This window comes from Crateriforma conspicua (assembly GCF_007752935.1).
Classification (GTDB): domain Bacteria; phylum Planctomycetota; class Planctomycetia; order Pirellulales; family Pirellulaceae; genus Crateriforma; species Crateriforma conspicua.
On sequence record NZ_CP036319.1, the window covers coordinates 1455297 to 1481416 of the forward strand.

General features: G+C 53.0%; 22 protein-coding genes. 15 read left to right on the forward strand and 7 right to left on the reverse strand.

Annotation, left to right across the window (positions count from 1 at the left end; all coding sequences use genetic code 11):
- The first annotated feature begins 48 nt into the window (after positions 1-48).
- From Mal65_RS05315 to Mal65_RS05360, 11 genes are all read left to right on the forward strand, one after another.
- Positions 49-1068, forward strand: coding sequence for a hypothetical protein (locus Mal65_RS05315; RefSeq protein ID WP_145294486.1), 1020 nt, complete (start codon positions 49-51; stop codon positions 1066-1068).
- Positions 1069-1073: 5 nt separating this feature from the next.
- Positions 1074-2114, forward strand: a complete 1041-nt coding sequence (locus Mal65_RS05320) for a hypothetical protein (RefSeq protein WP_165701081.1) — start codon at positions 1074-1076, stop codon at positions 2112-2114.
- 126 nt (positions 2115-2240) lie between these two features.
- On the forward strand, positions 2241-2408 hold the full coding sequence (locus Mal65_RS26355; protein ID WP_165701082.1) for a hypothetical protein: 168 nt from the start codon (positions 2241-2243) through the stop codon (positions 2406-2408).
- A gap of 363 nt (positions 2409-2771) precedes the next feature.
- Positions 2772-3500 (forward strand): hypothetical protein, encoded by a 729-nt coding sequence (locus tag Mal65_RS05325; RefSeq protein ID WP_165701083.1) that lies wholly within the window; start codon positions 2772-2774, stop codon positions 3498-3500.
- Between the two features lie 4 nt (positions 3501-3504).
- On the forward strand, positions 3505-4113 hold the full coding sequence (locus Mal65_RS05330) for a hypothetical protein (RefSeq protein WP_145294496.1): 609 nt from the start codon (positions 3505-3507) through the stop codon (positions 4111-4113).
- A complete protein-coding gene (locus Mal65_RS05335) occupies positions 4077-4823 on the forward strand; it encodes a hypothetical protein (RefSeq protein WP_145294499.1) in 747 nt (248 codons plus the stop codon). The genes Mal65_RS05330 and Mal65_RS05335 overlap by 37 nt, the downstream gene beginning before the upstream one ends.
- Entirely contained in the window at positions 4823-6415 is a 1593-nt protein-coding gene (locus tag Mal65_RS05340; RefSeq protein ID WP_145294502.1) for a type IV secretory system conjugative DNA transfer family protein, read from the forward strand. The genes Mal65_RS05335 and Mal65_RS05340 overlap by 1 nt, the downstream gene beginning before the upstream one ends.
- A 736-nt stretch (positions 6416-7151) precedes the next feature.
- Positions 7152-7358 (forward strand): helix-turn-helix domain-containing protein, encoded by a 207-nt coding sequence (locus Mal65_RS05345; protein WP_145294505.1) that lies wholly within the window; start codon positions 7152-7154, stop codon positions 7356-7358.
- Positions 7359-7373: 15 nt separating this feature from the next.
- Positions 7374-7913 (forward strand): manganese efflux pump, encoded by a 540-nt coding sequence (locus Mal65_RS05350; protein ID WP_145294508.1) that lies wholly within the window; start codon positions 7374-7376, stop codon positions 7911-7913.
- Between the two features lie 320 nt (positions 7914-8233).
- Positions 8234-8671: a transposase gene (locus Mal65_RS27445; RefSeq protein ID WP_390621964.1), complete on the forward strand. Its 438-nt coding sequence runs from the start codon at positions 8234-8236 to the stop codon at positions 8669-8671.
- 321 nt (positions 8672-8992) lie between these two features.
- On the forward strand, positions 8993-9391 hold the full coding sequence (locus Mal65_RS05360) for a transposase (protein ID WP_145294511.1): 399 nt from the start codon (positions 8993-8995) through the stop codon (positions 9389-9391).
- A gap of 36 nt (positions 9392-9427) precedes the next feature.
- On the opposite strand, the gene Mal65_RS27450 is transcribed toward Mal65_RS05360, so the two are convergent.
- Together Mal65_RS27450 and Mal65_RS05370 are read right to left on the reverse strand one after the other, a co-directional pair.
- The gene (locus tag Mal65_RS27450) at positions 9428-10198 is read right to left on the reverse strand and encodes a glycosyltransferase family 2 protein (RefSeq protein ID WP_145294513.1); all 771 of its coding nucleotides are present in this window, start codon (positions 10196-10198) and stop codon (positions 9428-9430) included.
- Between the two features lie 129 nt (positions 10199-10327).
- Positions 10328-11278 (reverse strand): DUF1559 family PulG-like putative transporter, encoded by a 951-nt coding sequence (locus Mal65_RS05370; RefSeq protein ID WP_145294517.1) that lies wholly within the window; start codon positions 11276-11278, stop codon positions 10328-10330.
- Positions 11279-14012: 2734 nt separating this feature from the next.
- Here Mal65_RS05370 and Mal65_RS05385 point away from each other — a divergent pair.
- From Mal65_RS05385 to Mal65_RS05400, 4 genes are all read left to right on the forward strand, one after another.
- Positions 14013-15212 (forward strand): hypothetical protein, encoded by a 1200-nt coding sequence (locus tag Mal65_RS05385; RefSeq protein ID WP_145294525.1) that lies wholly within the window; start codon positions 14013-14015, stop codon positions 15210-15212.
- Positions 15213-15249: 37 nt separating this feature from the next.
- Positions 15250-16575: a hypothetical protein gene (locus tag Mal65_RS05390; RefSeq protein WP_145294528.1), complete on the forward strand. Its 1326-nt coding sequence runs from the start codon at positions 15250-15252 to the stop codon at positions 16573-16575.
- 13 nt (positions 16576-16588) lie between these two features.
- Positions 16589-17071: a hypothetical protein gene (locus Mal65_RS05395; RefSeq protein ID WP_145294531.1), complete on the forward strand. Its 483-nt coding sequence runs from the start codon at positions 16589-16591 to the stop codon at positions 17069-17071.
- A gap of 331 nt (positions 17072-17402) precedes the next feature.
- The gene (locus Mal65_RS05400) at positions 17403-17942 is read left to right on the forward strand and encodes an IS5 family transposase (RefSeq protein WP_261343541.1); all 540 of its coding nucleotides are present in this window, start codon (positions 17403-17405) and stop codon (positions 17940-17942) included.
- Between the two features lie 419 nt (positions 17943-18361).
- Here Mal65_RS05400 and Mal65_RS05405 read toward each other — a convergent pair whose 3' ends face one another.
- From Mal65_RS05405 to Mal65_RS05425, 5 genes are all read right to left on the reverse strand, one after another.
- Entirely contained in the window at positions 18362-19846 is a 1485-nt protein-coding gene (locus Mal65_RS05405; protein WP_145294538.1) for a recombinase family protein, read from the reverse strand.
- Positions 19847-20112: 266 nt separating this feature from the next.
- Positions 20113-21087 (reverse strand): DNA-primase RepB domain-containing protein, encoded by a 975-nt coding sequence (locus Mal65_RS05410; protein WP_145294541.1) that lies wholly within the window; start codon positions 21085-21087, stop codon positions 20113-20115.
- Positions 21088-21115: 28 nt separating this feature from the next.
- On the reverse strand, positions 21116-22630 hold the full coding sequence (locus tag Mal65_RS05415) for a type IV secretory system conjugative DNA transfer family protein (protein WP_145294543.1): 1515 nt from the start codon (positions 22628-22630) through the stop codon (positions 21116-21118).
- Positions 22631-23130: 500 nt separating this feature from the next.
- A complete protein-coding gene (mobF, locus tag Mal65_RS05420; RefSeq protein ID WP_165701084.1) occupies positions 23131-25752 on the reverse strand; it encodes a MobF family relaxase in 2622 nt (873 codons plus the stop codon).
- Between the two features lie 24 nt (positions 25753-25776).
- Entirely contained in the window at positions 25777-26103 is a 327-nt protein-coding gene (locus Mal65_RS05425; RefSeq protein WP_145294549.1) for a hypothetical protein, read from the reverse strand.
- Between the last annotated feature and the right edge of the window lie 17 nt (positions 26104-26120).

Genomic DNA, 26120 nt, shown 5'->3' on the forward strand with positions numbered 1-26120 from the left:
CTATGCCGGGATACAACGTCGTCAAGTTGATTTGGTGGAAACCGAAAAATGACGAATCGCCGAGAAATTTTGAAGTACTTCGGAACGGCAGCAGCGAAATCGGTTAGCGGACTACCGGAACCAGATCAGTCGCTACGCACCGGCCAACAACTCGGCCGATTGATGAGAAGAATTCAGCACGGGAAACGCGGCTTTCTCACGAGTGAAATGCCATTCAGAAGCTCAGGCTCAGGCCGTCTCAAACTAGTACAAAGCCAGATCGATATGGGCGGTACTCCCAGCCGCTTGGTCTTTGTCGCGACTGATCGAGAGCTTCGGAACAACACGCGTCTTCACCGTTCGGTTTGTAAAACCATAGATGGGCTGATTGAGACGAAGCTCCCTCCTAAACAGCGTGTCGCGCTCGTCAATTTTTTGGTGGCATTTGCAAATGATTCCGACGACGGGGGATTTCAGTTTCCAATCGAAATTTCGGTCGCAGACTTTGCTTTCTCCTGGTTGGCTCTGGCCACGAAGTGTTATTTCGGTACGGATCGCTTTGACGACCTTCGCCCATCGCCGTTGGAACGATCGATGGATGGGAAAGTCAGCATGCGAATGTCGCTCTCAAATCCTCGACATCGGATGCGGCTCAATATGCGAGATTGGGGAATCGCTTCCGAGCAAGGCCTGAACTTCGGAGGGAATGAACGTCTCCAGCTCAAGGAGTCGGCTCGACTGTCAACCGGGATCAACATTGGAAACGCCAGCTCGTTGGAGTGTCGCCTTCGTCTATTTGAAGTTGAGCGTGAGTTCGAGTTGGCCCGTGACAAGTGGGTCTCCGGCACCATCGCCGGCGAGCCCGTGCACTTTGGAACAAGGGAAATTCGGGTTCGGTTGGTGCGTTACACCGGATATCGCCTGTGGAGCGGTAGAGTGTACATTCAGGCGCGCCGCGGCGAGCTATGCCTTCGGCAGGGCGACGGAGCTTTGTATCAAATTATTTCGCGTGAATCTGATCTGAACACCTACGCTGCAACTACCCCCGGCGTACTCGGATTTATCGACGATCTTCAAGATCTAGTGTAGTTACATTGGCAGTACGAGTTCCCAAGTCGCGCGAGCAGCAAGCCACGCCAGACGTTTCCTATTTTTCATGGGAGAGCAAGGGGGGTGGCCGGCTCAAAAGTTCCGGTGCTGACGTACTCAGTTCGGTTCAATTGGCAATTCAGACCTATCTCGCGGACTTACAGCTGCCAGACGGCCGATTTGCGGTCATCAATCCATCCTTCAGGTTGGACACACCGAAACTGGTAGCGAACCACCCTCTCCAGGGAGCTATCCAACAGTCCATTGCAGATCGGGAGATCGCGTGGGCTGATGACGACGGAGTCCATGGAATTGTTTGGGGATCTGTTGACGACGACCTGACGAAGAACGCAATGCGTCTAGCCGATGGCATCGCAAGTGGTAGTCGTCAATTGGAATCTTTCCAACAACCACCACTAGAACCGTCGGGAATTTGGCAACCAACATCAGATAAGCAAGGCGATTCACTACTCGATCAGGCTTCGTTAGAAGGAGGCGATGAAGCAATAGTAAACGAGAATTCTGTTGCGCAATGCCGAGTCCGATGGCAAGGTAGCTTCGAACAAGTCGCCAGGGAGGTCGGCAACCGATTGACGAGTAAAAGTCTTATTCCACATGCTATTGCGGAGACCTTCCGCTGTGCCGCCGACGAAGAAATTCTTGAGGCGATGCAATTGCTCGACTCAAGTCAGCGGGATCGCATTTACAAAAGTGTCCACCAAGCCCAAGTCAAAGAATTCACGAAGATCATCTTTGGCCGTTCAAAACCAAAACCGTCACTCCTTCGAAAGTGGCTCCACAAAAACGCTGGAACGCAGTTTGGCGACGAGTCGAAACCGGCGATCGCAAAAGCCATCAGCTTTTTTAGGGGCGAATTCGATGTTGCGCTTCGATATGTCGGTGATGATCGACTAGATCGCCCGAAGTGCACGCTGACTACCCAAACCCGAGCACGCCGCGGAACTCGATTTGTAGTTCGGTCCAGCGGGGAATCCCAGGTAGCGCTGGCTTACCGGAAAGCCTTCCCGCAACTCACGATCGACTGAAAGTCTCGCTTTAGGACTTTACTTTCGGTGCATGCCGGAGATTATTACCAACGCATGGGCCACTAGTGGCCCATGCCGGTCCGCGTCCCGATTGTCGCGGTACATCTCACTTTTTGGATCGATTAAATGCAATCGCTTCTGTTGGCGGCTCAGACCGCCCAAAACGATGACGCAGGCGGCTTCATCGCGTTTCTCGTCCTGCTCGGATTCTTGTACGCCATTTACAAGGCGATGACCAAAAAGTCCGTCTACGACATTCAGTCGACGACTCGCGGAACGATTCGCAAGCGATAGATGCAGGTCTCTCATTGACTCGTTGGTAGCCGATAGGAAGTCGGCCGCCAACTTTCTCACCTACAGTTCAAACCCCGGGTCGAAGCATGAGAGTCAGAACACGCCATCTTCCATCGCGAACGCGCTTGGAAACCAATTGGCGAGATGTCGCCCTGGCAGCCCTACTCTTCGCAGCACTCCTACTAAACGCCGCTTTGATCAGCGCAATCACGCTGTTTCTGATCATCGTCGACTTGCTGCTTTGGTGGCTTGTTTGCCCTCGCGGGCTGCGTATTCCCGAGCATCGGACCTGGCAGTGCTGATCGCGCGTGCCAACCAATCCACTCAAACCTCAACAGGTGCCCCATGCCCAACCCATATGAAATGATGCGTCAAGGAATGTCGCACGACGATGTGCTGCAGGCAGCAGCAAATTTAAGCGATTTTGATCGTGATAATTTTGCGGCGTCCGTCACAACACCGCAACTGCCGATCATCGGCGAGTACGTCTACACGGCTCTTCAAAGCCTGGGCGTGCAGCGTGTCTTGCTGGTGGGCGGCTTGCTGGAATTGTTCGCGGCGCCATCCGACGAGAAAAAGTCGCCCGAAATCTACGCGTCGATGCTTGAACGCCTCGGTATCAAAAAATCCAGGGCGTATGAGTTCCGCGCAGTTTGGCGACGCTTCGGCAAGAAGTTGATCAACGAGCCAAAGCACGCTCAGCATTTCATCGCCTCCGCACTGGTGATGTTGTCGCGTGACTCCTGCCCGGAACAGGCAGTCGACGAAGCCATCAAGATTACCGAGCAGGGCGAGACCGTTGATATCGCTGCAGCAAAGCGATTGATAGCAAAGCACACGAAAAAGTCGCCGAAGTTAACGCCCGAGGATGATCTGTCAGGCGGAAAAAAAAGCGGCTCGACGCCTCGAGTCCGCAACGCCGCGAGATCGGCTTGGCAATTCACGGGTCGCGTGATTTCGATCGCCTTGAAGCCCAACAGCCGCGAGGACCGACAGGCGATCATCCGTGACCTTCGCGAGGCCATTGAATCGCTAGAACGATCCGCGCTGGTCGACGCACGGATTGCCAAGCACTACGGCAGGGGAGCGTAATCCTGTGTTTGAACAACTGGGAACGTTCGATCCGGTCTTTCCGGACGTGCCGGAAGACACCACGACGGTTCCGCCACGCACCCTGCCACTCAAACGCCGCAAAACGCTTCGCGAATGCTGCGTGTTTATCTTCGCCAACCTGATCATCATGCCTATCGTCGGGCTGATCTACGCATCAGTCATCGCTGAGGGCCTACGGCGACTGATGCCGATATTCCAGCTTCGTATTTACAAGTTGCCTGTGCCTGGTCTCGGGATTGCGAGGGACTATGACGGCTGGGATCGACTCGACTTGGCAATCGTCATGTCGTTGTTGCTCTTTGCTGTCGTAACTTGGCTGTGGATGAAGGTGTTCATCGAACTCCAAGGTTTCGGGACGATCGCGGACACGCGACACACTCACCCGATCGTGTTCTTTCTGTTGGCGGGAATCGCGACGGTCATCATCTGTGGCGATGCGTTGATCTTCTACGTCGGACTGTCCGCCCAGTCAGCAAGTGGTTGGACAGAAACACCCGCGTACGTTGCGCCCGCTGCCACCACCTTGTACTCGTGTGGACTTGCAGTTCTGGGCTGGTGGCACGCCGACTTCAAAACTTCAAGTTTGGTTTAGGAGGGAACACGATGCAGAAGCAATCTATATGTTTCATCGTCGTGACTGCTGCTGTAGCAATGGTCGGGTGCGTGAAAGCTGTTCGCACATCGGAGCGGCCGGCGTTCGAGCGACAGGAACTTGACGGATGCATGGCGATCCTGATCGATATGTCGGGTTCGTTCGCGGATGCTTGGGAGGAACGAGCGTACGAACTGTTCATCGAACTCTCCGAAAGCTATTTCACTGAGGCGATGGGAACAAACAATCGCTTGGTCATTTCACAACTTAGCGGCAACGATCGAGTTGTTGTATTCGAAGGCGCGCCCGTCGATCTGACAAGGCAGTTTCGATCGCCCGAAGAACTGAATCAGTTCTTGAAGAAGAAATCGGACCCGAGCCGTTCCCGCGTGTACGCGTCGGTGTCCGAGACGCTCGACTACCTTTCCAGCATGGACGGTGTCACCGAACGAACGCGACTGATGACCGTCGTCATGAGCGATTTGAGGGATTCGGAATCCGATCAAGAGAAACGAAACCGCATCGGCCAGGAGATGGTCGAGTCGATGAATGACTACCGGAATAGGGGAGGGGCTTTGGCTTTGTACTTCGTCGCGTCGGATGAGGTACCGCGTTGGAAGGACATTCTCGACCGAGCAGGGTTTTTGGAATCCCAGTACGTGATCCAAAACGAACTGACGCGTCGACCTCAACTTCCGCGGTTCGATTGATGAAACGACCGAACAAGGAAACGAAGCGGGGGCGGGAACGAAAACGCCTTCACTTGCACGAAGACCTTCCACGCGGGCGGCATGAATCGTTTGTTGGTGTCCCGCCTCATTCCCATTTTGAGTTGCCCGAGAACGTAGTCGCCACGGAGTCACTCCGTTTCAACGCCGACGGCAATCCGGAAGCGAAGCGATTTCTCGGTGTGATCGGTGGCGAGTGTGTTCCGGGGCCTCGCCTGCGTGACGGGCGTACAACCCGATATGTTGTGGGCGGCGCACCCATTGGTATCGGTGATGACAGGCACCTCATCACGATGGCGGGGAGTCGAGCGGGGAAGGGGCGACAAATTATCGTGCCCAACATCATTCTGGCACCGCGTGATGCCTCGATGCTGGTCATCGATCCGAAAGGACAAAACGCAAGCATTTCAGCCCGTTGGCGAGCCGATGGGATAGGTCAGAAAACTGGCGTGCTTGATCCCTTCGGAGTGTCGGGATGTCGTACGGAACCGTTTCGCTGCGTGTACAACGCGTTGGATTTGCTTACTCGATCCGATCGGCGAAGTTTTGTTCCAAATGCGAAGCTGATCGCGGATTCACTAATCGTATCGGGCGATTTCAAAGATCGACACTGGGATGAGACCGCGAAACAGGTGCTTGCTGGCATCTGCGCCTTAGTCGCGACGCACGAACGGTATGCAGGTAACCGCAACCTCGTCACGGTTTGGCACCTGATCTCCGAGCTCGCCGCGCCCGATCCCAACGACCCGCATCGGTACTGGCTGGAAAAACAGATGCTCGCATCCGATGCGGCCGGCGGGATGATACGAAACGCCGCCCGCGGCTTCTACGACCGAACGGGCGGCGAGTTTTCGTCCGTGTTGTCTAATCTGCGAAAGCACACCGACTGGATCGGGATCGAATGCATGGCAGACTGCCTTGCAGGGGATTCCATCGATCTTCGCGATTTGAAGCGAGATTCGATGGCACTCTACGTGTGCCTGCCCGCCATGCGAATGTCGGAATTGAGCGGATGGCTGAGACTGGTCGTTCAGATGACTTTGGCGGCACACGAAGATGAACCCGACCAACATGGACCGAACACACTTGCGATCCTGGACGAGTTCAATGTGCTGGGCAGTTTGAGCTCAATCGAGGTTGCAGCCGGACAGATCGCCGGCCTGGGACTGAATCTGTGGGCCATCATTCAAGATCTTCAGCAGTTGCAGTCAAAGTATCCGAAAAGCTGGGAGACTTTCATTGCCAATGCGGGAGTGCTTCAGGCGTTCGGCATCGCCGACTCCGCGTCGGCTGAGTACTTGGTTAAGAAACTCGGTCTGGCACCGACCCTGACCCGATCGACGAACTCGCCGTCTTTCGACCAGGCGTCGCAGCAGGCCGCGACGGGTGAAAACTGGTCGCTCGGCACGCATCCGCTGATGGACGCTGAGGAGGTCTGCCGATTCTTCGGCCGCGACGACCATTTGCAGCGACAACTTATCCTGCGTCCCGGCATGCGGCCGATGATTTGTCAGCGTGTCTGTTACGACCAACACGAACTGTTTCGCGGCAAGTTCGATGAGGAATCGCGATGATTGCTTACGTGTCTCCGGGATTGCCGAGCTTCCCCGTACTCCAATGGGACCCTGAGCGAAGGCTCGCCAAAGTGTCTATCCGTCATGCAAACTGGAGAAGTCACGAATGGGCATTCATGTGGTCCAAGCTAATCGCGATGCTGGTCTTACTGGTTGCGACGATCGCGGTTTGGAACAAAACCGTTGGCTACGAATTGCTGGCTCGCATTGTCGTCACAGGCCTATTCCTTGCGATCTTCGGACGCCTGCTTGTGTTGTTTGTTCGTCGTTCACTTCAGGGGTTTCTTGCTCGTCGCTTCTTTCCCAGCCGCGGGACTTTTTGGTTCAGCAGAAAAGGAGTTGGGATCAAGTCGGACTTGTTCCCATCTGGGTTCGTCATCTGGCGTCGTTGGAAGGGACTGCCAGTGACAAGCCAGTTTTCGATTGCATCCGACCCGGGGGCAATCGAACGACGGCAAGAGGCAGCAAATCGAGAACCGTTCGATCGGATGCATCTCGACACGGCTCGGATTCTTCGTCTGATCTTGTCGACGGAGACTCGCGCGACGGCGAACCAAGCAGGTCGCGTCCATCCCGTGCGAGCGATCCCGATCTGCGAGATCGACGAGCAGGTTGCGGAACGTGTGTGCATCGTGCTTTCGACCGCAGCAGCGTTGACCAGTGCCCTTGATGTTGATGCGTCGCGACAGCAACGGGCGATTGGAAGAGATATTGATCAAGCAGGGAGATGAGACACATGTTATTGACACCAAAGGAAGTGGCGGCGAGGTTGAGGATCAGCCTCAGCAAAGCCTACGCGCTCATCAGCCGAGGCGATCTGCCCTGCTACCAGATCGGTTCTTGCAAACGTGTCAGCGAGTCCGACCTCAACATGTTTCTAGAGCAAAACCGGAAACAACTACCGAAGCTGCCGACAGGTGGTTTGCGCAAACGTCACTTCTGAACGGAAGGATTGATTGTGACTGCTGCATTGGAAATCATGACTGCGGCAGGTATGTCCGCCGATGTGTTCATCTGGGCACTGGCGATCAGAATTGGTATCAATGATCGAATCAGATTCTCGTCTGTATGCCTGGTCATCACCGGCTGCACACTTGCGCTACTTACGACGGGCGTTGCCGTCGATACCATGTTCCCGCCTGCGCTTCAGTCAACAACGGCGGTTCTCGCATCAGCCGTACTTATCGGTATCGGCTTGAAGGCCGCGACAGAAGCCGACCGCTCACATCGGCCACGCCACCGTCGTCTCGAGTCATGGGCAACAATCTGGCTGTTCGGCTTTGGCGCGGGCTTGGACGCTTTCGTCGTAGGATTGTCGAGATCTGGTTTGGGATTGGACTCCGCTTTGCTGTTTTTGGCCGTGGGCATTTCCACGATCGCTGCACTCGTTGCAGGAACGCGTTTGCGAGCCCGGCTGCTGGCCAACGTTGAAGCGGAATGCCAAGCGATCGGCGGACTAGCACTAGCAAGCCTCGGAGTGATCTCCCTTGTCCGTTGACAAAGCGGGCATCGGCGTCGGCCGCCGGAGCACGCAAGCAAGCTACGCAGCTAGGACTCTCCGCATCACCTGATGATTTGTTTCAGCGGGAAGCGAGCAATCCGGACTCTGGACGCCTCTAAGCTGGAGCAGACACTGAGCTCGACTTTTTCCATCCTGATTGGTGTTTGAGAAGCGGCTTCCCCACGTCAGACTTGTGACTTCTCACAGATACAAGTCTTGGCAAGGAAGCCGCTATGATTCGCGTCCCGCGTGATTTTAAATCATTACTCGAGCTTCTGTCATCAGCAACGGAGCATCGCGAGACCTGACGACATCTGATCTACTACTTCACCGCCGCTATTCTGGTTACCGGTGATCGAACCGTCTCGGCAGTCCTGCGCTTACTCTCGCTCATCGAACCACTGAACCCTTCGACCTATCATCGAGTCTTTTCCCATCGACGGTGGTGTGCCAACCGTTTCGCCAAAATCATCGCTGGCTTTGTCATCGACCGCTTTTGCCCCGAAGGCGTCATTCGAATCGTCGGCGACGAAACCGTCGACGGTCATCGCGGCGAGAAGGTCTACGGCAAAGCAAGGCACCGCGATGCAGTGCGCAGCACACACTCGCACCCTGTCTATCGCTACGGACACAAATGGGTCGTTCTAGCAATCCTCATCCGATTGCCGGGGGTTGGCAGACCGATGGCGTTGCCGCTGCTGGTGGCTCTTTATCGAGACCAAAGGGCCAACGCTGCCGAGGGCCGACGACACTAGACTCCGGCCGGGTTGATGTGCGGGCTTCTGGCGTTGATGATGCGCTGGTTCCCACACCGAAGGTTCGTTTTTGCTGGGGATAACGCCTACGGGACGCATCAGATGTGTCGCTTTGCTTATCGACATCGTCGCCAGATTTCCTTGGTTAGCAGATTCATTTCAGATGCAAACTTGTACCGGAAGCCAACTTGAAGAAAGCCCGGGACCAATGGACGCCCACGCGTCAAAGGCGAGGCACTCCCGCAGCCTTACGAAGTTGTCCAAAGCCGAGGCCGCGGCCAGAGGCTACATGTCAGTTGGTACGGTGGGGACTGGCGGAATGTGGAGGTCTTTACCGAAACCGGTCATTGGTTCAAAAGCGGCAAAGGCTTGGTCGAGATCCGCAGGGTAATGGTTCGTCATCTGGATGGGACTCATCGCGACGAATATCTGTTCAGTACCGATGTCCAAATGAGTGTGACTGAGATCATCGAGATGTACGGCGGGCGTTGGAACATCGAAACGACTTTTCAGGAAATGCGAGAGCATTTGGGCTTGGAGACAACACGCGGTTGGCATCAACGCACGGTCTTGCGGATGGCTCCAGCGTTATTCCTGCTATACACAGTTGTCGTTGTTTTCTATGACACCATGCCCGACGGCAGTTCTCATCGCCGCCAGAAGTTCTGGATCGGCAAGACGTCCATCACCTTCAGCGACATGCTTAGGTTCTTAATCTAAAGGCTGCAAAGTGGCGTAAATGCGTTGCCAATCTGGTCAGGGCGTTTCTGGTCGACCTTTAGCCGAAGGGAATACCTTTGGTTTCCAGCCAATCCAACGAACGGTCTCTAGCAATGCTGCGAAGCCATGAGACCACCGCAGCTTCTTGCCGTCAGACTTGGATCGCGGAACGTAGCAAATTCGAACCTGGTGTATCCGTATATTCATTCGAATTAGTTTGCAAGTCATCTCAACGCAACCCTCGAATCCCGCATCGCTGAGTTCAAGCGTTCTGAATACACTCGATCGTACGAGCTTATAGCAAGTTGCGTGGTCCCGTACAAACCTTCCATACAGAAGAAAGATTGCGACATCTACGGCGAGAACCCCTAACGCAGGGACCCATCGGTTTGGCAGTTCAGCACAACTAGGTCTCAAGCCGTATACAGCGGATGTGTTTGAGCTTGCTCGGCCCATGAGATGCTTGATATCGCGCGGGTCATATTCCAGGTCTGCATCCTGGATTAGTATCCACTCACCCGATGCGTGTCGGAATCCGACGTTTACGGCGGAAGCCTTCCCCCGATTTCGATCCAGTCTGAAAGACTTTATCGATAGCGAACGGTCAAAACTGAGCCAGTCACGAATAGAGGCCCCAGTCGAATCGTCCGAGCCGTCATCAACGACGATGATCTCCGCGCCACCTTGCAAGTCTCGCAAGCAACGCTCAAGGCGATCGAGCAGCAATATTACCGTTTGCTCCTCGTTGAAAACCGGCACGATGACGCTAACGGCTGGCCCTTCAAACTGATCTGATTTGACGCTCATGTTTTTGCCCCAATCAATACTGCCAATACGTGACTTGAAGCCGTGATCTGCTACTTGTCCAAATTGCTTGTGAGACGAGGGTCTAAAAGCGGTTGCCCGCCAAGTGAAACTTGGTCTTTGGAAAGAGCACTAGTCAGTTGCCAAGCCAACTTTAGGGACGGAGCTGTCTGAAGGGGTTAGGAGTTCATAAAAAATGCCCCTGTCGATTGATCGGGATATCTGGTCTGCATGGCCGTCGAAGAATACAAAATTGGCTACTGAAACATGTGGCGATCCCCAGTTGTCCTGATAGCTAATCCTGTAGCCGTCTTGTGTTATCTTCGAGCCAGAGCGAGCTGTGCCTTTGCTTCCACCCACGTATATTGGCTCGTCCCAGTGCCAGCTCGTAGGGGTCTGCTTCCCCATGTCATAGGCTTTCTCGCCCAGCAGAATTGTATTGGCGAGGCCCGCGGAGATTGTAGCTGGCCTAGACTCTCTGGGGCGGTCGAAAATCGATAAGTGATTTGCAGCAAAGTCGGTCTTGGCCATTGCGTGACCTCCAGATTCATATACGCCGTAGTCATCTTCAACTGGTGTCTCTGCCCGGCGTGCACCGCGTGCGGGACACCGAAAATAGGAGATTTCGGAAGCATAGTCGGTCATCTGTTGGACTGGCATTCCAAGCTGTGGAAAAATTGCAACGGACCACGGCCCGGTTTGTTTGCCAGGTGAGAGCCGGTCGGAGTAAACGCCCCAGTATCGAACCGTTCCAGTTCGCTTTTCCGTCGTCGAAGGTCTCACCAAATTACCGTCGCGGGACAAGATACGGCTTGATTCGTGAGCCCCACCGTTTGAAGGAAATACTGTATGCGAGCTTTGGAAGCTGCTCACCGCAAGTGCAAGCTGACGAAGCCGATTGGTGCAGTCCAAACGCCTGCTCGCGTCTCTAGCAGATTGGACAGCGGGAAGGAGTATCGCGAGAAGCAAAGCGATGATGCCAAAGACAACAAGCAATTCGATACTTGTTATTGCCGATCTTCCAAAGGATGCAAGGTTGGTCCTCCGGCTAACAGCAAGACCGCTACCACTCTGCTTCAACATATGGTTTGCTCCAAACAAGTTTCGGAAAACCTCTACGGGCACTTAACCGGTTGCAAAATTGACGGCATTCCGTCAACCGCCGCAATCCTAGCAGATCGAAGAGCGTAGGGTTGGCCAGAATTTTAGTTTAGTCGAATTGGGTTTTGCCCACGTGAGCCGCAACTGCCTACGATTCGGTGTGGGCTTTCAGGATGAATTGACAAGCTTCGTGTGCGACGGTAACAGCGATGCTGTTGTGGTTCCAGCGAACTGCGATTGTTTCGGCAAAACTTTGCAACTGACATCAATGGGAATCGAGGACACAGAGCTTGGGGCGGAAACAATCCAAAAAATCTGGAAATTTTGTTGCATTCCGTCCGCTTCGCCCCTTACGCTGACGTCGGTCGCTAGGTGGCCACTTGCGTGGCAGCCGCATTAACAAACTCTTTATTTGGAACGCGTGCGTGGGGCAAGATGTACAAGCTGTTTGACAAGTTCGACATGCAAAGGAAGTTGCTTCTCTGGGCTGGAGGGGCTGGGCTTGTGGTGTTTTTTCTGACGATCTGTTTCTGCGTACTCACAACACTTGCTGGCTGCGACAGCCCAAAGGAGATACGGTCATCGCGAGAGAGCGAGGTCGTTTGCGATTATGGCGTGATTGCGCCCGGGACTAGGCACTCCGAAAGGGTGACGCATGGGAATCCTAGGCCGAATAAAATCGTTTTCGAACGCTTTATTGTAGGTTGCAAGTGCCTTAAGCCGCGAATCGCGGAACGGACAGTAGATCCCGGCGGGACAATTGAGATTGACATCGATCTCGATGCGGCGTCAGTACCTCAAGACATCGATTTTCCAATTGATTGCATCTTTGCCGATAGCCGCGGAGGCACATTCTTGCTTCAGCTTCGTGCGGTAGCGAAGATCCGCAGTGAACTCTTCGTGGACCGCACTGGGATTCAGTGGCAACTTTATCACGGTCAGTTGGCAACCCCTGCAAGTCTCAGGGTAGAAAATCGGTCCGGCAAAGCCTGGAACAAGCTTGGCTTCCGAGAGCACGTAAAAGACTCGTTCTCGGTCGACGTTGAGCGAGTGGCTCCAGGTACTAACGCTCTCGAGTCCTGGGAAGTTCGAGTTGCCCCTTTGGATTCCATGATATCCTCGCCCGGAACAACTCAGAGATCACTTGAGTTTATATCACCCGGGGGGCACTCTGGAAAAGTCTCGTTGCAGCTTTCTGTATTTCCACCAGTCAGGCTCTTTCCTGATCGCGTTTTCTGCGGTCCGGATGGACCGATTGAAGGGAAGCTTACGGTTACCTTCCAGATGCTGGACCCACCCAGGTCATCGACGGACTTTATTTTGCGGAACCCTATTCCGGACCAGCTGGAATGTGGGGTTGACCAACTGGATAGCGGTGAATTCCAAATGTGGTATCGGCTCACCAGTTTGGGGGCTCCGTTTCGCGGCGAGCTTGTATTGGACATTCCGTCGCACGGGGTCTCAGCGGACATACCGTTAGTAATAGTGGCAGGAAAGCAATGATTCGGTTTTTGGTGGCATTTGCGAGCCTGGTCGTCCCTCAAGTTTCCGGTTCTCGGGAGAATCGTCAGCGATGTGGTGTTCATGCAGTGGCGAGCGTGATGCAATACTACGAAGTCGCTTTTGAATATGACGATTTAGAGTCGAGGATCTTCCTGCGAGACGACTCAATTTACAGCTCCTTTGCTGATCTCCGGCGGGTCCTCAGGGCTTCAGGGATATGCGCGATCTGTGTGCGAGACCCCCCTCAAGACATCTTGGATCAGTATGATCCGTTTATAATTCATATTGCAGGTGAAGAACGTCCACATCCACACTTTGCGATGTGTGTTTCATCTGCGTATAGTGGATACCTTGTTGAGATGTCTCCCGGAAAGATGCAGCACATGGGCCTAGCACAACTGCGAAGCGTTTCTTCTGGAAACGTGATCATAACTACCGATAGCGGTTCTGGATTGTCGATGCTATGCAGGCTCGCTCTGCAGTCGTGGGGGTTTGTTTTCTGTTTCTGCTGCTCGCTACTGTTGGCAGCGATTTCAATTGTTAGAAGGGTTTTGAGATGACTAGTTTTGTGCGAAGGTCAGGTAGCGGTGTTGCGGCAATTGTATTTGCAGTAGCCGCGTGCGTGTGCGCAAGCAGTGTTTTTCTAACTGGCGAAGAGCAGCGAGAAATTGTTGGAGGTGTTGAGCAAGATGATTGCTGGTATCCAACAACGACAACCTGTCTTGAACTAGCTGAAAACTCCTGTGGGGGTGCGTGCGTCTGGAACGGTACCGGAGGGTCGCAGCTGTTTGGCGAGTGGGAGTGCCCTCCAAATAGTGAACACGTGAAAAATAGGGATATTCCGAATGCGGTTGGCCAGTGCTTGGGAATCATTCCGGGATACGAAACAACCTTGTCAATTACTGCAGACTGCTATGACATTAGGGCTTGCGGTTGCCCGAACAATATTCCGCCTGGCCGAGGTGGCAGTGGTGGAGCATGCGGTAAGAAGGGCCCGGACATCGACAGCAGCCAAGGGCAGACGGAGACGCCCGACGGTGATATCTGCTGGTGTGATCCAAGTTAGGTACAGTGGATTCCAGCAGGCTCTACTGACGCTGGTGTCTCCGGCACCGGCGTCAGTATTGTATTTGAAACAGAATACGCGAAGGATTGCTGTTTGATGAAAATTCGGTTGGACACCTCGCGCACTTCTTGTTAATCACCATTTCAAATGCTACAAAAGTTTCCTTGTTTGACTCGCTGGATTGGCTTGGCGTGCTCGTTTATTGCGATTGAGGCGAATGCGGACTTCACTTTGGATGAGATAGTGGCTGGCATGGCCTTCGAGAGAGGGAAGATCAAGTCGGGGGATTTCTTGCTGAGCGGATCAAAAACGATCGAGCTCTTCAGCGGGGAGTTAGAGCTGGTGGATTTTGAAGAACGGGTGATATTTGACCTCCCGAGAGACGCAACTCTTCTCCTTCATGAAGGAGTTATAGAGGATTCGACGGAAAGCGGCTTCGTCCTCAAGGACGTACGGATGTTGAAATGTCGAACCAAAGCAGAGACATTTCATTACAATAGCACAGCGCCGATGCCCCATATCTTCATTACGGCGCCTAATGAAACTAGTTATAGCGGGATTGGTGGCGACGACTTTCCCTTCTTTGATCCTCGTGCAGTCGGCCTTGTCGGCTATGATTCAATGCACGCACTCTATGATTTGTCTGATCTGATGGAGGATGTCTCGGCACGATTTGCCGACGGATTTAGTGTAGCGATTTACGAGGGGGGGATTGCGCGAATTCGAAAGGTCTACGGTGATACTACGAAGGCGGGGAACCTGATTGGCGTGACAGATTTCCTGGTTGACGTTGAATCTGGCTTTGTTCTCAATCGAATGGAGGTTAGCAGTCACTTTGCAACTGGCACAGGTGGTCAGCTTGTGCCAGCGAGTCAATACTTTCGAGAAAACCCTCCTCTAAGCGGAAGTGCTGATGATTTTTTAGTGCGAAAATTGGTGCGAGATGTTGAAAGGAAAGTTGATGTCGGCTGGCAGGAGATTGACGGAGTTTGGGTTCCGACGTCGATAAATGCGATGGCTCTCGAACAAAAGTTTGACAAGACTGCTGACGGGAAGCTCGATCCGGAGTCCGCAAGACTCATTGAGCACACCTTTGGCGGCTCTTTGACTTGGAACAGCGTCAATGCTCCAATTGCTTCCGATCGATTTTCCTACAAAAAGTTTGATGTGCCAGGAGGCACGCTTGTTTTTGACGCGCGCGGCGATGAGCCTTTTCTCGTCGGGCAGGTGGGGAGTCGTCAGCCATATAGTCAGATCTCACCGACTACTAGCCTCACAGCGATAGTGATTGCGGGACTTGCGATTTTGGCATTCTTTATTTGGCGGCGAGGGGCTGGGGCTGCTTAAATTACAGCCGCTCTGCTTGTGACCTTAGAGAACAAAAATGTTCAATGGATACGGAGAAAGCGATGTAGTCGATTCTGCGTGGTCGGCTTGGGGGTGGGCGGTGGTGGTCGTTGTTTGCCTTACGACAGTGGCGCAGTTGCATCGAGCGGAACTGCTTCCAAAAGGGTATCTTGCAAAGGATCGTATCCAGCATCTTGGGGCTGAGCATTACTGCGTTGGAAGGGCATTGCATCAAGGCCGTGGCTTCAGCGATCCATTTTGCGATCACGCGGGTGCAACTGCCTGGGTAGCTCCGGCACTGCCATCACTCATCGCGGTCTTAATGCTAGTTTTTGGAGAAAGTCGGTCGGCGTTGTCGTACATAATGCTGCTTTTTCAGACCACGTTCGTTCTGGCAGCGAGTGTATGGGTATGTCATTACGCCGCGCGTGTAGGTCGCCCGGTAGCTTCTGCCACGTTTCTTTTGTTGACATTACTGGAGTATTTTAACAGGCTCTTCCAGGAAACGCACGACGCGTGGGTGACTGGTTCCGCGGTATTCGTATGCTTCCTGCTCTTAGAAAGGCGTAGGCCTGAAAAGCCATTGCTTGACGGTCTTGCCTGGGGGGTGGGCGGCATTCTAGCTGCTTGTGCTGGCCCTGTTACACTGGCTGTCTGGTGTATCTCGCTTGCTCTACGTTTCGCTGACGCCAAGAAGATGCATAGCTTGGTTTCACCTCAGAAGTTGACAACCGAGGGTATGCTACGCACCGGCGTTGCTATGCTTTGTGTTTCTGTTTTCCTGATTCCCTGGACATTCAGGAATTACATGCTGCTTGGGAGTCTGGTGTGTGTTAAATCGAACGGTGCCTATGAGGTCTGGCAGTCACTTTGTGTTGATGAAGATGGGGTTCTAGACCTTCAATCGGGTCGGCTTCACCCTTGGGTCAACCCGAGGTCAAGGATGCAGCACAAAGCCCTTGGCGAGACGACATTTGTCCAGTTGCATCGAAATCTGGCAATTGAGCACGCGATAGAACGACCATTCGATCCGTTAATCAAAGTAGTTAATCGGTTCTTAGCTGTTTTGGTTTTGAGAATGCCTGTGATCGAACCTTTCCCAGGTTCTGCAGCAATTTCACTAGTTTTGGACATTGTTTTTCCACTGCCATTCATGGCCTGGTTGTTCCTGATTTTCCGGTGGGCAACCCTAGGCAAGACATTGCGGAATTGTGTTGTAGTCTACCCCTGCGTCTTAGCTCCCTACATTATTATAAGCTATTGTGAGCGTTACTCAGCTGCGGTGTTTTGGATCAAGCCGGTTCTAGTAGTAGGCGCGATCGATCAGGCGATGGGGGCGATGAGACGTTGGAAGTTTCGATAAATACAAAATTTCTGTGGACCGTATTTCTATGGATCTCAGAGCGATTATGTGCCCGGTCAATCTCTTTTCCTTCTCTTTACTTGCCGCCATCGCACTGAGTGTGGGATGTAGCTATTCTACGCCGGGCAATGAGCATATTGGAGGGGGCGATGAATCAATACTGCCAGATCCTTCGGTTCCAGTAGTCGATGTTGGGATACTTGTACGAGGTGAAGCCAGATTGATCCTCGTTGAGATTGACCTCGCCCCTGGTGAGTTCGTGCCTGATAATGCAGTGATCAAAACAAGCTGCGAGTGCGTGCGCGGGCAAATCATCAATTATCTTGTAGGAGATGACGTCATTTGTACAGGTGCTCTCATGACAATTTCGACTGATGCTGAGATGGGACCACCGAGGGATTTCCGCGTAGAGTGTTTTCTGGATGTTGCTGGGGGCGAATATTCCCGACGAAGCTGGAGCCTCGCCTACCGAGAGGTTTCTCGGGTGGCTCTGTAGTGCAGAGTAAAAAGCTGTCCGAAACCATCTACTCGGCTGAGCGGGTAAAATGAGGTCCTCGCGTGAATGGCACTTAATCCACGGCAAAGTCTTGTGATGTCGGCACTTAGCGTCGATTGACAGCAGGGGGCTTCACTTGCGATGAGTTTGGGTATCCAACGACCTAAACACACGCAGCAAGGAAGCCCCCGGTGTTTCAATCCGAACTCAGTTCGGAGGTATTGTCGAAATTTGATGGGGCGGCAAAAAGGTAGTTCCGGCCTGGGATGAAAAAATTTGATCGCTGAATTTTTATCATCGAATTCGAACGCCACGACGGTCACGAGAACTGATTCAAGCCTTCTGGTGTGTCGATGGAAGCGTCATCCGTGCGCATCGGTGTGCCGCAGGAATGATTCCACAAAGCGAGGAGAACGACGAACTGGTCGCTTTGGGACGTTCTCGCGGAGGTTACTTGACCAAAATCCATATCCTCTGCGACGGCCAAGGAACGCTGCTGGGAATCACTGCGACCGGTGGACAACGTCATGAATCCACCGAACTGGAGAATCTAATCGACCACTGCGAACTGAGCCTGCATCGCTATGATTCCCGCCCCGACGCAATCGCTGGCGACAAAGGATACAGCAGCCACGCGATTCGAGATCGACTTCGTGAGTTAGGGATCGAGCCAGTGATCGGATCAAAGTCAAACGAATCGCGTGAAGAGGAATTTGATCGCGAAGCCTATCGTCGTCGCAACATCGTCGAACGCTTGATTGGATGGTTAAAAGAATCACGACGGGTTGGAACGCGATACGATAAGCTTGCTTGCTCGTACCTTGCATTCGTGCAACTCGCCGCCCTGCGACGAGCCCTTAAGCTGATTTAGTAAACAGTGCCTAGGCACCGATTAACAAACTGATCTGGCGAAATTTGAACGCATCGGACAGCCTCCCGGAGTACCTATAGCAGTTGAGGTGGCTCTTGTCTGCTCGTCCTGCTCCGGTGGCCGACGCGGGCTTTGTTTCGTGTCGGCGAGATTTGCAGTTCATAGTGCGTCCGGGACGTCTTGGTTGTCGATTGTTTGTCCAAGTGTCTGCTACGGAATGAGCGTACCGGTGCGGCGTGTAGCGGTCGGAAACAACCGCTTACGCCCCTTCATTTATGCACGTTTCAATGCACGAAACGTGCACGAATCAAAGGCATCGGAAGGAAATCCTGGAAGGGAAATGTGTCTGAAACACGTGGAAAACCGCGTTTTTGAGCTAGGCGATCTGCATTCGGGACGTAGAGGTCGCTAGTTCGAATCTAGTCGCCCCGACTATTTTTAGAAATGAGCCCTTCGGCGAGTACGTCGAAGGGCTTTCTTATTGTGGGGCAAAGAGTTGCGCCATCGAGTGTGCAGTTCAAACAGACGATTTCGAGGATACGACGTTTTATGTCGTAATCTGACGTAAGCCATTTGTCGCGAAGAGTTTGAGAAAGTTCAAACACTTTTGAGGCAAGCTCGGCGGATTCATCGTGCGAGCGGTCAATCGCATCCAATTGGAGCTTGATTGAGGCGAGTCGATCTCGGAGTTCGGTGGCCTTGCGACCGAACGTATCCTCATCAATCTCGTGACTGAGCCGCATGTTGAGGAGCCTGTCCTGTTGCTCCACAAGCAGCGTTGATTGACGCTGAAGCTCTGACCGTTTCGACATCGATTCGGCCTGCATGTCGCGTGTCTGAGAAGCGAGAACGGTTCTAAACCAGTCTCGAACCGATTCATCATCGATTCGCATTCGATCAAAGATGGCAAGCATCTGTGTGTCCAGTTCTCGTTCCGGCACGCGATGGCGGGGATGCCCTTTGGCGGTGTAACGGGCGCAGCGATAGTAGACGTATTGCTTGAGACCTGATTTCGTTTTCTTTGTTTTGCACTCGCCCGTGACGGGCTTTCCGCAGTGGGCACAGCGCATGAATTCGCCACCGTAAGTAAGCGTGTGGCTCTGGTAGTTCTGATCGCCCATCAAGACCTGAACACGATCCCATGTTGACCGGTCAATAATCGGTTTGTGTTTGCCTGGATACCAGTTCCCTTTGTGCTCAATCTCTCCGATGTACGCTCTGTCACGCAGAAAGTTATGGACGGAAGAGCGGGGGAATTTTGGTTGCGACTTCCGGAACACGCGATATTCGCTGTTGATTCTCTTTACCACACCATCCACGGTGTGGTTCTCGTAGGCGTAGAGATGGAAAATGCGGCGAATGTTGTCGGCCTGCTCGGCATCAATCTCAACGACACCGCGACCGTTCTTTCGGACGTTCCTGTAGCCGTAGGGAGCGAGACCGACAAACCAGCCTTCTTGCACTCGGCGTGAAAGACCTTCCCGAACGTCAACTGATTGCTGCTCTGTGTAGAAGCTTGCCATGTTGGCAAGCGTTCGCCGCATCATGCGACCCGCCGGATTGTTGTCCGTTGGCTGAGAGATACAGATGAAAGGGACGTCGTACTCTGATTCAAGGCGTTCAATTTCGACGAAGTCAAAGAGGTTCCTTGCCGCCCGGTCGACTTTGTAAACAAGCAGACCATCGAGTTCGACAGCGTGTTTCTTTGTGAACGCGAGCAACTCGCGAAACGTCTTTCGCTCATCTGCCTTGCTTGCTGTTTCTGCGATACGGAACAGACGAAAAATGGTTCCGCCCTGAGACTCGGCAAAGCCACGCAGTGCGTCCTCCTGAATTTCGAGCGAAAATCCTTCACGTTCCTGCTCGCGACTACTTACGCGTGCGAGTGCGACAAACTGTTTCATGGGATTCTCCAGAGAGGACTTCGAGCAACCGCCCGGCACTCAAAATTATCTCCAATGCGTCCTCCGGGATCAATCGCTCCTCATAGTACGGCTGCCATGTAAGTAGAGTTTTCTCGATCAATTCTGGTGTCACCCAGTCCGGAACACCGGAAAGCGCATGCGCGACCGCTTCTGGGTCGGCAAGAGTCGCTTTGGTGGACCGGTCTGACATCGAAGCTCAAAGCCCTGTGGCAAAGGGAACGGAACAGGTGGCGGAACGGCAAATCTCAGTGCTGAGTCATCGCATCGAGTGCGTTTTGCATGGTGTTTTGACCGTACTGGTCAGTTGTGAATTTTGATTTACCGGCGACAAGCATCAGAATTTCATTCGGTGGAAGCCCCGTTTCGAGCAACCGGCAAACAACCCAGAAATCCCGACGGCTCCGATCTTCAACGTCTCTGTCGAGAGTTGCGACAAGTCCACGAATTCGATTGAGATCAGCGGTTTCGGAAACAGAAAGCTCAAGGGAATCAAAAGGGACCGGGGCGTTCTGAACGGCATGGGATTGGATAGAGTCTGAAAGCCTCGCCGTTGCCAAATCCTGCCAGTGGCGAAACACTGAATACGGGTGAATGAGACCAGAATTCAATTGCTCGATGCCGCATGGGACAGGCTCGCGTTTCGCATTGAAGAACCCAGGCAGTCGTAGCAGACGCGTTACATCCTGCGTCGAGTCCGATTGCAGGTCTTGATAGAGCGCTTTGAGGGAAGCCTCCAGATGCTCACGAAGCTCTGGTTTCTGAACGGATACTGGCTCTTTCAACGTCCAGTAAAGATGAACCCCGTGACCACTGTTTACGATGATTGATGGATGGGGGAGGTGATTGCGCCAACGCTTTTCTGCATCAGCGCTGGTACAGTCATCAAGATCAGCCCAGAGGACGTGACATTGCGTGACTGCATCTTTCTTTCCACTGCGATAATCGCGTGGATTCACACCGAAGTAAATGTTTGCGCCTTGCTGATTGAGTTCACAAAGCTTCGGAAACTCTTCAACCAGCTGCCGCGCTTCCGGCCATTCTCGGAGCACCACCGTTCCACGGTTCTTCGAGTCAGTTCGGTCGGGCATAATTGCACGAATCTCGACCAGGTCACCCGGCTGAAACAATGCCTCAATAAAGGCATGGAACTGCTGCTCCGGTCCCATTCGATGAACAGGCAAAGTTGTTCCAAGTCTGTGTTCCATAATTGACAATATCATGCCTTGTCCCGCCTACTCAAAAATCTCGCTAGATGTCATCCAGGCCTTCGAATCGACTCGTTTCAGGCGTCTCGGAAGACTGGTTTTTCTTTTCCTTTTTGGGGAGTTTGGGAGCGAACATAGCTTTCTCTTCCTTGGTCCACTTTCTTAGATACTGGCATTCCGGTGGGCGTGAGATGAAGCCAGGCTCAGTCGCTGAGAGCGGTGCAAGATCCTGTGTGAACAATTCTTCACCGGGAAGATTCGCTGTGAACACTCCCGCCTGATCCCGGCACAGATACCAGGCAGACAAACCGTTTCGTATGTTGCAGGTTGGAATCGACAGGAACTGAGAGGGAAGCACAGATTGCCGCGTGACATACTGCTCGTTGAAGCTGACAGTCTTTTCTGTCCCGACAGTGTGATTGACCGTGACCTGCCTTATCTCTTCATCGCCAACCAGTTTTGCAACCCACTCGGCAGTATCAGGGCATTCAAGCCGTCCGATAAAACGATTGCCAATCTGCCCCATGATTTCGGCGGTCAATTCAGGACCGTATGAGGACTTCTGGCGAAGACCGGCAATGGATTGAAACGCGATTGCGACACACGCACCTTTTGAACGCCCTTTCTTGCAAAGCGACACCAGACCTGGCAGCATGCCGCCTCCGGCTTCTGAGAGTTCATCAAGAATGAACCATGTACGGCGAGTTGCGGAGTCGCTCATTTCCAACGTGGAATCTGAAGCACGTTTGAAAATGCAGCGATTGATTGCATCAATTGCGTGTCGCCCTATTTCGGAAGACCCGAGCACAAGGACGGATTCATTCCTCGCCCATTCATCGATTGAGAACTTTTGCTCTGCCGCTTCCCACGCCGATGCAATTGCTTCAAAGGCAAGTGCTTTCGTGGCGGCTGTTGAAAGGACGTGCCCGAGACTTCGCTTGTCTTTGAAGTACTGAGTGACAATAGGTTTTGAGTAGGGACAGGCTGAGAGGACGCGTGTGAGAAGCTTTGGACACCTCAACGGTCGAAGCACATCCGCAAATGACCAGTCCAGATTTCGCCACATGTAACTGATCATTGTGCCATAAATGAAATGCCGCGATGCGTTAGCGAAGTAGGGCTGACTTTCCTGTTCTTCAGGAAAGAGGTTGTAAGCCGTTTCCAGTGCAACGCGTGGTTCTTGCACGTCTCTGGCGATGTCCCATGCGAAAGAGCGAGAGTCGAACGGATTCGTATTGATGACTCCGTCATCGAAGCCCATGCCACTCAACACAGGGAGTACATCTTGTTTTGGGTCGTAGATAAGTACCCGTCGATTCGATCCTTTGCGAATTGAAGGAATAATGTCTTGCTGAAGGAGGCGGAGTATCGTCGTCTTTCCTGAGCCGGTTGCTCCGATGGCAGCAAAGTGTTGTACTGCTTCATCCTGCGACAGATTCAGTGGCCCCCACCGAAGGCCGTCTTTCTCACTGCCTTTCTGGGAATGCTCACGCGTTCCGTTGCCTAAACCAAAGAGCGATTTTAGTTGGGCACCGCGATTGCCAGGGGATCTGCTCATGAGCAATTCTCCTTGTCCGAGTCGGTTTCAAAATCGTTTACATCCTGGCTCCTAGCGGTTGGCACTGATTGTGTATTGCGAACACTTCTGCGGGACACGTACTCAACAGACGTGAATTCCACAACTCGGCGACCACGTATATGAATCACGGAAGGGTTCGAAGAATCTCGCAAGCTATAGAATGCGTAGATCAGAAACCCAACAGCAGAGCTGCCGTTTATGAACCAGCCATCCATTCCACTCTTCGAGTACGAAAGACTCGTGAAGGAGATGATTATTGTCATGCCAATGCCAAACCAGAGAGACAGTTTGAAAAACTCCCAGGGAAGGTCGTTGGTCTCCGAGTCATAGATTGCAAAGGCTATGCAAAGAACAACCACTGCGGCCCAGGGAAGAAGTGCCGAGGGATGGATATAGACGAACCAGACGATGCCGACTGCAATTAGCAGCGACCACGCGCATCCAAGTAATAGACGATCCCTGGTCACGGCTGAGTCTCCTTATGAAAACGATTGAGAGATCGATGGTTGCTTGCCTAGATCGTGAGCAAGTTTCTTCTCTCGCGAACGTGTCAAAGCTTTTTCAAGCCGTTCCAGATCTTTGCCCGCTGTTGTCCGGTCGGCGAACAGGTGCGTTGAAAAGCGTGCCCGAGTGGCTTGCACATATGCCATCTCTTTGCTTGAAAGCGGCCCCGAAAGCAGCACGTATGAGTGGTCGACCGTAGCGCCCTGAAGCTTGTGTGCCGTCGCAGCAAATCCGAGCGTCAACGAGTCCTTCGCAATGTCGGAAAGCCGAAGATTGACTGTCTGGCCGAGGCCTTTTGCTCTTTCTGTCGGCGTTCGTTCCCGTTCCAGCCGCACGGCTACTGTCTGGCGGGCTACGTCTATGGAGACGATTTTGGCAAAGTGCCCGTTCTCAATCCCGAGTCGTCGAAGCGGCTTATGAAACAGTACCCGGTCGCCTTCGAAGAACTTCGTGTTGTCGATAGCAATGGAACGGACGGAAGACTGTGTCACCGTCGCAAGTCGCTCTGATTGACAGAGAGCGTTCACAAGGCGTGCTTCAGACCGTGTCTGAGTTAGCACGGTGTGCCGATCTGGCCGCACAGGCCCTCCTGCGTCTTTCCATGTTTCAACCAGCTTCAAGGCTGTGTCAAAGTTGCCATCGCCAATGACGAGGCGACCACGAGCCGCGTAGTTTTGAAGTGCTGTAGCTGCGTCGCCATTTCTTAGTTGCGAAACAGCAGCCCTGTCGTTTGGATCTTGTTGTCTGAGATTTGTTTTTAGATGGGAGTGCGGTGTCTCTTCAGCCAGTCGTCTGAGAGGTGTCCCGGCTCCAATGGCAGGAAGCTGTGCAACGTCCCCTGTGAGAATGAGAGTTGCTTTCGCATCTCTTACGATTCTTGTTATCCGAGACAGGTCCTTCGTGGAAAGCATTCCTGCTTCATCGAGAATCAGAACAGTTTTCGAATCGAGCCTGTGATCCGGCATCGCCCACGTCTGCTTTCCCATGGCTGTTCGGGAAATCATCTGAGCATGATGAGAAACTGTTTGCTGAATCTCCTTGGACTTTGTCTTGTCGAGATGAAACAGGTAGCTCGCAACGGTTCGGCATGGCATTCCGGTTTTTTGCGCAAGGTCTTGTGTTGTCGCACCTGCCAGAGCACCACCAACGACACGGTACCCATGCTTTTCGAATGCCTCGCGAACGAACTCAAGAGTTGTAGATTTACCGCTTCCAGCTTCGCCAGTTAGAAGGCGAATTGCTCCATTGCCTGTTAGCAGCGACAGAGAGGCTTCTTTTTGCTCATCAAATAGACTCGGATTCTTTGAGAGAAGGGCTTCAAACGCGTCTCTCGAAAGAGTTGCCCCGGTTCTGCCACGAAGTACCTGGACGTCATCGAGCAAGCGAGCTTCAAGTTCCCACATCTTCTTTGTCGTGAATTGCTTCTCGCCCTGATAGGTTTGCAACTGAATCAGTTCAGGTCGATGAGGAATGTCATCGATTACACGCGTCGCAAGCTCAGAGCCATCGACCCCAACGTGCTGAAGTTCTTCCACTACCTCGCGGACAATGTCGCATTCACGAAAGTGAGCCACCTCCTCTGTGAGCTTGGTAAATGCTTTGGGGAAGGCTTTTTCGTAGAGACCTTCTATTACGTGTTCCTGGGGCAACTGTGACCGACACAGAAGTCTGTCGCGTTTATCACTTGAGAATCCAAGCTCATCAGCCTGACGGCGAACTCTATCAAACACTTCTTGGGGATTGATGTCATGATCTTTACTATCTCTTGTGTTGTAAGCAGCATGTTGACGAACCAAAGCAGCGTACTTTCCCGTGGCCTCGCCTTGAGATCCCGCTGCATCCAAGATGGCTTGTCTCCGCGAAGAATTGGCGTCGGCCAGTTCTTTTGGGACATCCGCAAGCGTAAACCATGATTTTTGTTTGCCATCGCTATCAACTGGTCTGACAAGCGCAAGACCGAGTTCTTTTGTCAGCTCGCGTGCCAGATTTGCGCGAAAGATCCGTCCGAGAGCGGGCGTCCAGGTGTGGAGCTGCTTTGTGTTAACCTTTGACCAGCGTCCGTCCTTTCCGTAGACCATATGGCTGAAGACGTTATGAACGTGCAGCTGTGGCTCACCGGCGCGGTTCAAGGTGTGAAGAAACTGGGCGCCCACTAGATTTGCTGAAATCCGGTTTTGTCCATTTCGTCCCCGCCGCGCGAGGTTGAGGTTCTTTTCAATCCAACGATTCTTTTTCTCTGAAGCTCTCAACACGCACTTTTCGATTTGTAGCTGACGCCTCCGATCGGAACACGCCCATAACACCGATAGCTCTTTGGGAGCCGAATCAGTAATATCTAGGCCGAGCACGTTTTTCTTTTGCTTTTTTTTGTCCTCTGACGCTGTAGGTTGCACGGGCTTGACCAGTTGACTTCCCGATAGGGACTGACCGCAAAGAAGCTTTTGGAAGTCGCTTTCTCGGACTCTACCGCTTAATCCCAACGGCAGTGTGGCCTCTCCAAACCAGACGCCTTGCTCCTGACCGGGATAGTAGAGCGAGACGTAATACGCCCCTGCCGCTGCCACGCTACCGGAAATTACTGAGATGGTTGACACCATTTTGAAGCACCTTCGTTGCATGCTCTACGGTTGAGTTGTCTGGAAAAGCTTCTGCACGCCTTCTTTGGCTTCGCTGGGAGAAAGTGGTTCCGCTTGCGTCATCAGCACGTACGCAAGCCGCCTGATAGAGTCGTGAAGTGAATGCACATCGATGGTTTGCCCATGGATCACCTGCCGCATCTCGACAAGCTCCTCAGCGAGTTTATCCACGGGGTTGTTTTGAAGATGGTTCACAACCAGGCCACGAACCCATTCGCCACGAGAGAGGCCGAACGGTGATCGCTCGCGGTCAATGAGTTTCAAAACCTCGCTTGTCAAACGAAACGAAACGGTTTCAGTCTGCTGTCGCACGACTCACTCCTTGTATG